The 12604-nt window shown below is 39.8% G+C and carries 13 protein-coding genes; 4 read left to right on the top strand and 9 right to left on the bottom strand.

Features of this window, described 5'->3' with window-relative positions; genetic code table 11:
- Positions 1-65 precede the first annotated feature (65 nt).
- The 4 genes from OFO01_RS04435 to OFO01_RS04420 form a co-directional block, all read right to left on the bottom strand.
- The gene (locus OFO01_RS04435) at positions 66-272 is read right to left on the bottom strand and encodes a hypothetical protein (protein WP_270858983.1); all 207 of its coding nucleotides are present in this window, start codon (positions 270-272) and stop codon (positions 66-68) included.
- 41 nt (positions 273-313) lie between these two features.
- The gene (locus tag OFO01_RS04430) at positions 314-1204 is read right to left on the bottom strand and encodes a radical SAM protein (protein WP_270858982.1); all 891 of its coding nucleotides are present in this window, start codon (positions 1202-1204) and stop codon (positions 314-316) included.
- 91 nt (positions 1205-1295) lie between these two features.
- Entirely contained in the window at positions 1296-1616 is a 321-nt protein-coding gene (locus tag OFO01_RS04425) for an ArsR/SmtB family transcription factor (protein WP_270858981.1), read from the bottom strand.
- 83 nt (positions 1617-1699) lie between these two features.
- Positions 1700-2203: a hypothetical protein gene (locus OFO01_RS04420; protein ID WP_270858980.1), complete on the bottom strand. Its 504-nt coding sequence runs from the start codon at positions 2201-2203 to the stop codon at positions 1700-1702.
- Between the two features lie 87 nt (positions 2204-2290).
- Here OFO01_RS04420 and OFO01_RS04415 point away from each other — a divergent pair, with 87 nt between their 5' ends.
- Positions 2291-3169: an aminotransferase class IV gene (locus OFO01_RS04415; RefSeq protein WP_270858979.1), complete on the top strand. Its 879-nt coding sequence runs from the start codon at positions 2291-2293 to the stop codon at positions 3167-3169.
- A gap of 122 nt (positions 3170-3291) precedes the next feature.
- A complete protein-coding gene (locus OFO01_RS04410; protein WP_270858978.1) occupies positions 3292-4260 on the top strand; it encodes a glycosyltransferase family 2 protein in 969 nt (322 codons plus the stop codon).
- 114 nt (positions 4261-4374) lie between these two features.
- Here the strand turns inward: OFO01_RS04410 and OFO01_RS04405 are convergent, their stop codons facing one another.
- On the bottom strand, positions 4375-5718 hold the full coding sequence (locus OFO01_RS04405; protein WP_270858977.1) for an ATP-dependent DNA helicase: 1344 nt from the start codon (positions 5716-5718) through the stop codon (positions 4375-4377).
- A 55-nt stretch (positions 5719-5773) separates the two neighbouring features.
- Here OFO01_RS04405 and OFO01_RS04400 point away from each other — a divergent pair, with 55 nt between their 5' ends.
- On the top strand, positions 5774-7105 hold the full coding sequence (locus tag OFO01_RS04400; protein WP_270858976.1) for an SH3 domain-containing C40 family peptidase: 1332 nt from the start codon (positions 5774-5776) through the stop codon (positions 7103-7105).
- Entirely contained in the window at positions 7102-8058 is a 957-nt protein-coding gene (locus tag OFO01_RS04395) for a hypothetical protein (protein ID WP_270858975.1), read from the top strand. The genes OFO01_RS04400 and OFO01_RS04395 overlap by 4 nt, the downstream gene beginning before the upstream one ends.
- A gap of 50 nt (positions 8059-8108) precedes the next feature.
- Here the strand turns inward: OFO01_RS04395 and OFO01_RS04390 are convergent, their stop codons facing one another.
- From OFO01_RS04390 to OFO01_RS04375, 4 genes are all read right to left on the bottom strand, one after another.
- Positions 8109-9452, bottom strand: coding sequence for an anaerobic C4-dicarboxylate transporter (locus OFO01_RS04390; RefSeq protein WP_270858974.1), 1344 nt, complete (start codon positions 9450-9452; stop codon positions 8109-8111).
- Positions 9453-9522: 70 nt separating this feature from the next.
- Entirely contained in the window at positions 9523-10932 is a 1410-nt protein-coding gene (locus OFO01_RS04385; protein ID WP_270858973.1) for an aspartate ammonia-lyase, read from the bottom strand.
- Positions 10933-11065: 133 nt separating this feature from the next.
- Positions 11066-11668 (bottom strand): DedA family protein, encoded by a 603-nt coding sequence (locus OFO01_RS04380; protein WP_270858972.1) that lies wholly within the window; start codon positions 11666-11668, stop codon positions 11066-11068.
- A 78-nt stretch (positions 11669-11746) separates the two neighbouring features.
- A complete protein-coding gene (locus OFO01_RS04375; RefSeq protein ID WP_270858971.1) occupies positions 11747-12559 on the bottom strand; it encodes a peptidylprolyl isomerase in 813 nt (270 codons plus the stop codon).
- Positions 12560-12604: the final 45 nt, after the last annotated feature.

Genomic DNA, 12604 nt, shown 5'->3' with positions numbered 1-12604 from the left:
ACGCCCTAACTATCATTTTGCGATACTGGCTAAGCTTCTTTTCATCGCTGTTTTGCATAAATTCTTTAATGTAAGCTAGCAAATTTTCCTTTGTATGGGTCGGCAAACCCTGCGGCGGCTAAATTTCGAATCTGCTCGGCGCTTTTGTCGTAGAAATTATCTATTCTAGCGTATCGGTGGATACTTTCCACGCTTGGGACATATTTGTGAAGCAGTTCGGCGACTCTCATTAGCGTATCGTAACTAGCCGCAAAGCCGTCCGCGCCTTGCAAAAATATCCGTTTTGGTGCGCCAAAAACGCTTGGTATCTCCTTTATAATCTTCCGTCAATCGATACTCTGTTTAAATTTTTCTCGCCGATAGTTTTGATTGCAAAGTCTAGTTTGCTTAGCATTTTTTCTTTGTGAGTGTTAAGCATGCCATCAATTCTCACGCTATCAAATGGGTGCAATGCCCAAAAATATGTGCCTTCAAGCTCTAAATTTGCGATAAATTCGCGCTCTTCTTCTAAAATTTCTTTTTCGCTGGCTGGGATAAATTCGCCGTTTAAAATTTGCTCATTTAGCTTCGTATCTTTAAACGCGGTCATTGTGTTTAGTAAAATTTTGCTTGGTTTGATTTTGTTTTCTAACCTCGCCATTGCCCGTGCAGACTCGCTTGCCATGCCACGCCCAGCCGTGCCAAGCATAAGCAAATCACAATGTGAAATGCCGATTTTATTTAGCCTTAGGCACTGAGTTTTGCTATCATCTGCGTCGTAACCTTTGCCTAAATTTCGCATTACGGCGTTAAGACCGCTTTCTATGCCGATGTATAAATCATCTACGCCAGCCTCTTTTAGCGCGATTAATTCCTCATCGCTTTTGGTGGTGATGTTATCGATCCTAGCATACATTGTGATAGTTTTGATATTTGGCAAATATTTTTTGATTAGCTCGATTCGCGCTAAAAGTTTTTTCGTTCCTAGCGCAAATGGATCGCCGCCTACTAGGTAAATGCGCGTCGCTTCCCTCGCGTATGAGCCGTGAAATTTGACGATTTCGGATAGAAATTCCTCGACCTGTGCAAGGCTTAGCATACGAAATTTCACATTTGCATACATATTGCAATACGAGCAAGAGTTGTGCGAACAACCCTCGGTAATTGGGAGCAAAAGGGTGTTTGCCTCCACTGGCGGGCGGTAGATTGTGCCGTTGTAGTTCATTTTTTCTCCTTATTTTTAAAATTCGATATTTTTATGATTTTCGAAATGTAAATTTAAAAAAAGTAAAATTTGAAAATTTATAAAATTTGGGTTACAACTCTTTGATTATATAGCTAGCTAGCTCTTTTATCGCCTCTTCGTTTCTGCGATAATATGTCCATTTGCCGTGTCTTTCGCAGAGCAAAAGCCCGGCTCTTTGGAGCATATCGAGGTAGTTTGACACGGTAGAGGGCGACAGACCTGCCTTTTCTTGGATACTGCTGACGCACACGCCACCTTTTAGATCGACTACTTCGCCAAGCGAACTGCCTTGTGGTGGGAAATTCGCGTCAGGGTTTTTGAGCCAGTTAAGGATATTTAGTCTAGTTTCGTTGTTTAGTGCTTTGCAAATTTCAATTACATCAATTTTCATTTTTTACCTTTTTTAAAATCGCGAGATTTTATCATACATTTCGATAATTGTCAATATATCAAAATATCTCAAATTTTAAAATTTTATTCTTCTGGGTTGATTTCGACTATTTTATTTAGGACATATTGTTCTAAATCTCGTTTGGCAATATCGTTTTTAAGGGCTTCGTTGTAGATTTTTTCGACAGGTTTGGAGTATTTTTCGTATGGAAAATACAAAAAGTGATTTGCCCAAGCTTTTTGGATTAAATTTTTAGTGATTTCCTTGCGCCCCCATGCCTTAAAACAGTCAAATCCGATAAAGACAGCAGAGGTCAGCAAAATGGTAAAAAGTATGGAAAAGTGAAAGTCGATTTTGGTAAAAAGCAGGTGAGTAATGCCTATGGCAAACATCACGAAAACAAAGGCAAATGTCCCAAAAATCGCATACGAGCGACCATAATTAAATCTGAAATTTAGCTTAGCGGGATCGACTAGCATACCGTCGTTAAACTCAGCGTTTGCCTCCAATAAATCGCGGAAAAGCACAGGTTTATCCGAGATATGAAACATAATATTTAAAATTTTGTCTTTGCAGTTTTTATTCATCTTTTTTCCTTGTCAAATTTGGCGCCATTATATCTGAATTTTAATTTTTATAAGATAAAATCACCTTTTAAATTTAAGGAGAGCGTAATGTTTGAGATAGCCAATATGAATAACGATGATTTTGTCTATATCAATGGCGAAATCGTGCGTGCCAAAGACGCTGCGATAAGCCCATTTGACCGCGGTTTCATGCTAGGGGACGGCATTTATGAGGCAGCACCTGTGGTAAATGGCAAAATTTGCGATAAAGCCGATTTCTGGGAGAGATTTGAAAATTCTGTCGCACAAATCGAGCTTAAAATCCCATATACTCACGAAGAATACGAGGCGTTTTTAAACGAAGTCATCGCCAAAAACGGCGTCAAAGAGGGCGTTGTTTATACGCAAATCACGCGTGGTGCGGCGTTTAGGGATTTCGATTATACTGATACGAAGCCGACTGTGTTTGCCTATGCCTTTTCGAAAGTGATTTTCGATAATCCCCTTGGCACCAAAGGTATCGAAATCGTAAGCCTGCCTGAGATTCGCTGGCATAGACGCGATATCAAATCAATCTCGCTTCTAGCGCAGTGTATCTCAAAGCACCTAGCGCACAAGGCTGGGGCTTTCGAGTGCTTTTTGGTAGAAGACGGCTTGGTGACTGAGTGTTCGAGTTCGAGCGCGTTTATCATAAAAGACGGCGTTTTGATTACCAGGCCGCTATCGCACGACATTTTGCCGGGCATTAGACGCAAGGTGATTTTGGGCTTTGCGGGCGAGCTTGGGCTAAAAGTCGAGCAAAGGGCGTTTAGCATGGAGGAAGTCTATGGCGCGGACGAGGTTTTCATCAGCGCAGCTTCTTTGATGGCAATCCCTGTCATCAAAGCTGACGGCAAGCCGATAAATGGCGGCAAAATCGGCAAATTTACCCCGCTAATTCGCGAGCGCTACGCCAAACACCTAAAAGAAGAAGCTGGGCTTTTGTAATTGAAATTTTAAATTTAGTCTATCGTGGTGGGCGAGAATGCCCACTTTGCAGTGCTGTTTTTTAAAAGTAAAATGATAATTTAATAAAACGAGATAAAACAAAATTTAAAAAGGTCATTTAAATGATTGAAAATAGAGTGATTTCTGTGATAATCCCAGTTTATAATGCCGAACAATATTTATATGAGTGCCTAAATTCTGTTACAAATCAATCGTATAAAAATTTAGAAATTATTTTAGTCGATGACGGAAGCATGGATAAAAGCTTTGAGATTTGCGATAAATTTGCCTTGCAAGATAGCCGTATCAAGGTGCTTCATCAAAAAAATGGCGGTGTTAGTGTGGCACGAAACAGTGGGCTGGATATTGCAACTGGCGAGTTTGTGACCTTTGTAGATAGTGATGATATGATTGATAAAGAGCATATCGCAAATATGCTAAATTTATTCGATGAAAATATCGATATAGTTTGTATGCCACTTGAAACAGACGGGCTAAATTTTAGCAAAAAAGAGTTAGACGCAATTTCTGCTTTTAAATATATTTTATACGAAAAAGAGAATTGGTTTGGTTGGAGCAACTGTAACAAGCTTTTTAGAAGAGATATTTTAAAAGATATAAGATATTTGCCAGATGAAAAGGTTGGAGAAGATTTTAGCTTTATCTATAAGGTTATTTTAAATTCAAAAAAAATCGTTTTTGGAAACAAAAAAACTTATAATTACAGAGTTTCCGATACTTCTGTTATGCGTTCTAGTTTTGATGAAAGACACCGAACGCTTTTGGTAGTTTGCGATCGATTTATAAAATATGTAAAAGACAAAGATATAGACTTATTGGACGAAGCATACTATTTTAAGGCTAATAGGCTTATATTATTGCTTTTGTATGCAAGAAAAAACAACGACATAAAAAGCGATATAAAATTTGTAAAAACTTATTCAAATGAATTAAAAAAGATAAAAAAGCAAATTTACAAAAATAAATTTTTGGGTTTTAAATTTAAATTCAAATGTTTTTTACACGCAAATTTTGCTATTTTGTTATACGCAAGGTATAAATTGAAAATTTTCTTAAAAAGCTTAAAATAATCAAACAAGTAGCGTTTGAAAAAGTATAAATTTGCAAATTTATATTTTTCCACGAAATTCCTTGTATGCTCTTGCAATGAGAAATTAATGCAAATTTTGGTTATTTTTTGCATTTTAGACGATTTGATTATAAATTTTAAAAAATTCATTTTCTTCGTAAAATTTCACCACGGCTTTGTCGATTTTGACTATGCGCGAAAGGTAGGCGTAAAGCCCTTCTTTGCGCGTGTAGAGGATTTTTAAGCCATTTAGGCTCGTGGCGCGTGAGAGCGCGACATAGAGTTGGCCGTTGGCAAAAATCCTATCTATATCGCAGGCTAGGTTTTCGATACTCATGCCTTGGGATTTGTGGATTGTGATCGCGTAGGCAAGTTTTAGCGGGAATTGATAATACCGCGCGATTAAAAAATCGCTCGCCTCGTCCTCGTCCGCTCTAATCTCGCTGTAATCATACCCCGCGCGCTCGACTCGCACGAAGGCGCCTGATTTTTTGCGCACTACGATAGATTCAATTTCGCCAAAGCCGTTTAGCTCGATATTTTCTACCACGCCACTTTCGCCGTTGTAAAACTCGCCTGATTTATTCATCGTAAAAAGCACTTTTGCGCCGACTTTTAGGCGCAGGGATTGGCTCAAATTTAGCGAATTTAGCCATTTTGAAATTTTATTATCATCGTAAGAGTTTTCGTGGATTTCGCACAGCCCCTCGCACAGATACAGCCTCGAATCTAGCGCGGCTAGCCTAGCTTCGTTTATCGCATCGACCTCGGCATTTCGCCCAGAGATTATGGTCGCATTATCGTCTAAACTCTCACGCGGAGTGATTAAATTCGCCAAAAATTTGGCTAAATTTTCGCTAATTTTGCCAAGCCTGATTTGCGATAAAATTTCATACAAACTCTCATCGTCCGTGCGCTTAGAACCTAGCATTTCTATGTAGAAAAATTTCATCCCTTCCCATGCGTGCGTGCCAAAGGCATACTCGCTCATACGCAAAAGCGAGCCTTGTTTGCTGGCACTTAGCTCGTCTTTTTTGACGACTGGCGGGAGTTGATAAAAATCGCCCGTTACTAGCAAATGACCGCTAAATTTGGACTTTACGAGGCGGTATTCGATCATCTCAAAGACATCAGCGCCGACCATTGAAATTTCATCAAGCACGATTAAATCAGTAATTGAGAGAATTTTGTTGAGTTCGGTTATTTTGGCTTTTTGCGAGCGGTCTAATTTTTTGAGTTCTTCAAAATTTTTGCTAATGCCAAATTTAAAAAAACTATGCAAGGTTACACCGCCGATTTCTACGGCACTAATGCCGGTTGAGCCTAGCACGATGACGATTTTGCCGTGAGTGCGAAACTCTTCGATGACGCCTTTGACGACATAGCTTTTGCCTACACCGCCACCGCCTGTGATAAATACATTTTGTGATTTGAGCTTTTGTGATACGAAATTAATCAAATTTTATCCTGTTTTTTGGCAAAATTATAGCCAAAAATTTTTAAAGGTAGCAGTTTTGAGAAGGCAAATTTTAATATTTATAACATTTATGTGGATTTTGGCTGGTTGTGCCTCACACGCGCCACAAAAATCCAAATTTATCCCAGAAAATCCAGAGGTTTTGGCATTGGAATTTGAGCAAAGTGCGGAAATTTTGCCACCTGTGAGCGCCCAAAGCGTGGCAAGCGGGGAGAATTTTAAGGAAAGGTATTTTCGCGTTTGGGACGCTGAAAAAATCACCGCTAGCCCAAAGGACGCATTTTGGGGGCTAAACTACGCTAAGGGCAGGCACTTTGATCTAGGGGGAAACATCTACCCGCAAGCTGTGTATGATGCCATGCACGAAAATGCGAACAAAAAAGCCCTTGGTAGCGTAAATATCCCAGCAATCACCATAAAAAACACGCTTTTGCGAAATATCCCAAGCGATATGCCGATTTTCGGCGATCCTAGCGAGCCGGGCGAGGGCGAGCCTTTTGATTATGCGGCAAATTCGGCTCTTGGCGTGGGATACCCGCTTTTTATCTCGCATTTTAGCAAAGACGGCGTCTGGGCGTTCGTGCAAAATGACGGCGTGTGGGGCTGGGTGAAGGCTAGCGATATCCAAGAAATGGGGATAAACGGCGCTAGCGCGTATAAAAATTCGAAATTTATAGCGATTTTGCAGGATAATGCGCCGATTTATGACGAGAGTAGGCGTGAAATTTTTAGAGCGCGCACGGGGACGATTTTGCCGTATGATTTCGCTGGTGGCGGGCTATATGGTGGCAAGATGATTAGCAAAGAGGGCGTGAGAGCGTATTTTGTGGAGGATAAATTTGCCAGAATTTGGCCAGCCGAGCTAAATAGCGAAAACGCAAAACTAATCAGCGCAAGCTTGATAGGGCAAAAATATGGCTGGGGCGGATACAAACTACTGCGCGATTGCTCGTTACTGACAAAGGATTTTTTGGCGAATTTTGGGCTTTGGCTTCCAAGGAATTCAAAGGCGCAATCAAAGCGCGGAAGGACATTTTCGCTAGCAAATTTAAGTGCGAGTGAGAAGCTAAATTTGATCAAAACACACGCCAAACCTTATGCGAGTGTGATTTATATGCCAGGGCATGTAATGCTCTATGTAGGTGAGATAGAGGGCGCACCAGCCGTGCTTCACAATGTCTGGGGGCTAAGGCGTATGAATAAAGAGCGCGCGGTGATTGGCAAAACGGCAATTACCTCGCTAAGCATAGGCGAGGATAGGGCTGATATCGCAGAAGATAGATTGCTAATCTCGCGTATTAGTGCATTTAGCGTGCTTAGCGAAGATGACGGGGTTAGCATACGAGAACTTTTTGGACTAGAAAAATGAGATCGAAACTTTACAACGACAATCTTTTAATCGAAGCCCAAACCCATATTGATAGACTTCATCTAAATATCGCGTGGGAGCGGTTTTGTGAATTTTACAAAAAGGCTGGCGCGATACGCAAAAACGATGAGTATTTGCTAGGGCTTTTTGGGGCGTGTTTGGGATATCTGCCTGATGAGGGTATGAAATTTATGGACTATGGCGCGCATATCATAGACGAGGGCAGGGTTATAGGGATAATCGAAATTTTAAACGAGGCAAACCCTGATAAAAATTTGGTTATTCCAAGGGCGTTTGCTAGGCTTGGCGAGCATGACGAGGCTAGATATCTCATCATCACGGATAAAAAAATTTTGAGATTTTACCTAGATTATGAAGCGCAGTGGCAGAGCTTTTATTTTGAGGATTTGGATTTTTTGGAATTTTGCAAATTTTACGCACTGCTAAATTATAACGCCCTAAAATCCGGTATCCCAGTGACGATGAGAGAGCGCACGGCGTATCGCGAACAAGACATTTCTAGCAAACTTTACCGAAATTTTAAAATTTTTCGTATGTCGCTTTTCGAGGATATGTGTATCCAAAACGAGAGCTTAAATCATCTTTTGCTAAGCGAGGCGTTAAACAAGCTTTGCGATAGGATAATTTTCGCGATTTATGCTTCGCACAACGAGCTTTTGCCAAGTGGAGCGCTAGAAAGCGTGCAAACATACGATGAGCTAAAAAGCCTTTTTGCGCTTATTCACACGGGGGACGATGAGCGTGGCGTGGTGAGATTTAACGGAGATTTGTTCGCGCCTGATTTGCTTTTAGATAATCTTAAAATTAGCGATTTGGCATTGGAGTTAAATTTGATCTCCAAATACGATTACAAACTCGATGTTACGCCAGATATGCTCTCATATATACTTTCTCAAATTTACAATTTCGAAGAAATTTTTCAAAAGAACTGAATTTTAAAATTTAAAATTTCTTGCAGAATAAATTCTGCAAGAAATTAGTATTAAATTAAGGCAGGAGCTACTAAGAAGCCTAACGCTACTGATAGCGCGACCATGATAGTTCCTGGGATGAAGAAGCTGTGATTGAATACATATTTTCCAACTCTTGTTGTGCCTGTATCGTCCATAGCGATAGCACCCAAAGTCGTAGGATATGTAGGTAATACGAAAAGACCTGATACAGCAGCAAAAGAAGCAACCAAAACCCAAACTTGTCCAGCTGTCTCTGGGCTAGTCATACCAAGTGCTAATGCAACTGCTGGCATCATAACTTTTGTAGTTGCAGCTTGTGAATATAGCAAGCAGCTTAGGAAATATAAAACGATAGCTAGAACAAATGGATAGTTGCTAACGATATTTTTCGCTACATCTTTGAAAAGATCGATGTGGCCATTAACAAATGTAGTTCCAAGCCATGCGATACCTACGACGCAGATACAAGCGCTCATACCGCTTTGGAAAGTGTTTGCTTGTAATAGTTTGCCTGTATCGACTTTACACAAAACTGTGATAAAAAAGCCGATTGTAAGCATAAAGCTAATAATAGCAGCGTCGCGAGATAGGATTGGTTTTTCGACCAAACCAACGCTTTTTGAGATAGCAAGAGCGTAAGCAACGACAATCAAAACACCGATAGCAAAAATTGCAACTGAGCGTTTTGCAAATGGTTTTGGCTCTGCGTATTCTGTAACTTTAACCTCTGCAACTAAGCCTTTTGCTAATCTTTCTTGATAGATTGGGTCAGATGAAAGGTCTAGTTTGAAAAATGTATTTACAATAATTGCTGTAACAATCATAGCAACAAATGTTGTTGAAATACAAATGAAAAGTAGTTTTGGATAGCTTACACCTAATGGCTCAACAACACCTGTCATAGCAACAAATGCAGCTGAAATAGGTGAGGCAGTGATTGCGACTTGGCTAGATACAACTGAAAGAGATAGTGGTGCGCTTGGTTTGATGTTTTGACCCTTAGCAACCTCTACGATAACTGGGATCATAGAAAATGCTGTGTGACCAGTACCTGCTAGGATTGTTAGCATATAGGTAACAACTGGCGCTAAGATATTGATTTGTTTTGGGTGTTTGCGCAAAATTCTAGACGCAATTTGAACCAAATAATCCAAACCACCTGCAACTTGCATAGCAGCAATCGCTGAAATAACTGATGCGATGATCAAGATAACATCTACTGGAATATCTTTAAATTCCACCTTCATACCGATAATCGCCATAACGACGATACCTAAACCGCCGGCATATCCGACGCCCATACCGCCTAAGCGAACGCCCAGGTAAATACCAGCTAGCAATACGGCTAGTTGGACAAATAGCATAATATCCATGCAAGACTCCTTTGAAAATTCAAAACTCTAAATTTAGGGTAGGTCAAAATTTGACCTACCACGATAAAATTTATTTACCTGTTTTTTTCATGCCAGGATTTAGCATATTTTTAGGATCTAAAATTTTATCGATTTCTTCTTTTGTTAAATAACCGCGCTCTAAGCAGATATCGCCGACTGCTTTACCAGTTTGCAACGCCTCTTTTGCGATACTTGCTGATTTTTCATAACCTAAAATTGGGTTAAACGCAGTTACGATACCGACTGAGTTTAGCACTGATTTTAAGCAAGCTTCTGGATTTGCAGTTAGTTTTTTGATAGCTTTGTCGCTTAGTGTTTTAACTGCGTTTTCCAAGATTACGATTGAGTTAAATAGATTATAAGCAATGCCTGGTTCGAAAGCGTTTAGCTCGAAATCGCCTCTTTCAGAGCATAGCATGATAGATACATCATTGCCGATGACTTCGTAGCATGCCTCACCTACAACTTCGCAAATTACAGGATTTACCTTACCTGGCATGATTGAACTACCTGGTTGCATTTGTGGTAGGTTGATTTCGCCTAGACCGCATCTTGGGCCTGAATTCATTAGGCGTAAGTCGTTGATGATTTTGCTAATTCTTACAGCAGCTGTTTTTAGTGCGCCAGATACATGCACGAAATCGCCTGTATCTTGTGTAGCTGCGATGAAATCCTCAGCTGGTTTGAACTCAACGCCAGTGATTTGGCTTAGGTGTTTTTCTACTACAAATTTATAATCTGGGTGGCAGTTGATACCTGTGCCGATCGCAGTTGCGCCCATATTTAAAAAGCTCATTGACTCTCTTGCAGCTTTGATTTTTGCTATATCGCTTTTAATGTAGCTTGCAAAAGCGTGGAAGGTGTTGCCAAGTGTAGTTGGGACAGCGTCTTCAAGCTCTGTTCTACCCATTTTGATGATATCTTTGAAAGCCTCAGCTTTTTTCTCTAATTCGCCTTTTAGCTCTTCCATAGCAGCTAGCAAATCTGTAAGTTTAGCGTAAGCTGCGACTTTGATTGAGCTAGGGTATGTATCGTTTGTGCTTTGGCCTAGGTTTGTGTGATCGTTTGGGTGGATAAATTGATATTCGCCTTTGGCATGACCTTGAATTTCAAGAGCGACATTTGTCAAAACCTCATTGACATTCATATTTGTGCTAGTTCCTGCGCCACCTTGGATCATATCTACTACGAATTGATCTGCGAATTCGCCTGCGATAACTTTGTCGCAAGCTGCTACAAGCGCGTCAGCAATCTCTGGTTTTAAAACGCCCAATTCTTTGTTTGAAAGTGCTGCTGCTTTTTTGATTTGTGCAAATGCTTTTACAAAAAATGGATAATCGCCAAGTTTGCGACCTGTCATCTTGAAGTTGTCCAAAGCTCTGAAAGTCTGAACGCCATAGTATTTGTCGTTAGGAATTTCAAGCTCACCTATAAAATCGTGTTCTTTTCTAGTTTCCATCACTAGTCCTTTCTGAAAGAATTTGTGTCATTGTAATACCAAATACCTAAAAATAATCTTAAATTTTCGTTAAAATGTTACTTTAAATTCAAAATTTTATAATTATTTGTTTTATTTTAAGATTTTTTTAAATTTAGCGATTTTTTCGCTTGATATGAAGTATGTAAATTACAGAAAGAAGCAGGACAAATCCTAATAAAAAAAAGGTAATTATATGCAATTTTTCCTTAATTAATTCTTGATTTTCGCCGATAAAATATCCAAGTAGCATTAAAATCAGCACCCAAATCCCAGCACCAAGGGCTGTAAATGTGCAAAATCGCGCTAAATTCATCTTTGCAAGACCTGCTGGCAGGCTGATGTATTGGCGGATACCTGGGATTAGTCTGCAATTAAATGTAGAAATTTCGCCGTGTTTGTTGAAAAATGCTTCAAATTTGGCAAATTTTTCATTTGTTACGCCGATGAATTTGCCAAATTTATCGATAAATTTGCGCCCGAAAAAATAGCACAAATAGTAGTTAAACACAGCCCCAGCCACGCTCCCAGCTAGCCCGCACGCAAATGCTATGGCAAAGCTCATTTCGCCCTTGCTGGCAAGATATCCTGCTGGAATCATCACAACTTCGCTTGGAAATGGGAAAAAACTGCTTTCTAAAAACATCATCGCAAAAATGCCGAAATATCCCCACGCTGCGACGAATTCTACGATAAAATTTACGATTGATGTAAGCACGATTTTTCCTTAAATTTGAAATTTAGAATTTGCGCGAAACTTAAATTTTATTAAATTCCGCGCATTAAATTAAAATTTTTATTTTGCGTATTCTACTGTCTGTTTGCTAAATAGCTCGTTTGCGATATCGTCGATTTTTTTGTTTAGTTTGCTTGGCGCAATTTGAGCTTTTATCATCTCTTTGACTTTGTCAAATTCCACAGGAGCAGCTTCTTTTAGGTCTTCTTTGTAGATGACATGATAGCCAAATTGAGTTTTCACAGGGGTTTTGCTAATCTCGCCTTTATTTAGCGCCCACGCAGCCTCTTCGAACTCGCTTACCATCATACCTTTGCCAAATGAGCCCAAATCGCCGCCGTTTTCTTTGGCGCTTGGATCTGTTGAAATTTCTTTGGCAAGTTTGTTAAATTCGGCTTTTAATTTGTCTTTGCTGACTTTTTCTAGCTTAGCGATAGCGTCTTTTGCCTCTTTTTCATCTTTTAGCAAAATGTGGCTAGCTACGACGCTTTCTGGTTGCATGAAGCTGTCTTTGTTGTCGTCATAGATTTTTTTGGCCTCTTCGTCGGTTACTTTGACATCTTTTGTTTGCTCTTGTTGCCACAAAGCAAAGGCGATTTCATCTTTTGCAAGTTCAACTTGTTTTTTGTATTCTTCACTATTTACGATACCGCTTTTTTTAGCCTCGGCAATCATAAGTTTAAATTTAATCATTTGATCGATTAGTTGTTTTTTGTCCTCATCGCTTGGGGTAGCGTGTGGGTTTTGAGCGAAAACTGGTGCGATATCCTCGTCTGTAACCGTGATATCTGTGCCTTTGACACTAGCTAACACGCCAGCATTTAGCGAAAGTGCCATAGCGGCGACGAAACTGATTGATAAGAATTTTTTCATTTTTTTCCTTTTTTGAAAATTTTTGCGCGCATTATAAAAAAAGAT

It is taken from the genome of Campylobacter sp. JMF_01 NE2, assembly GCF_027737365.1.
Lineage (GTDB): Bacteria > Campylobacterota > Campylobacteria > Campylobacterales > Campylobacteraceae > Campylobacter_B.
This window is presented reverse-complemented; position numbering and strand designations above follow the sequence as displayed.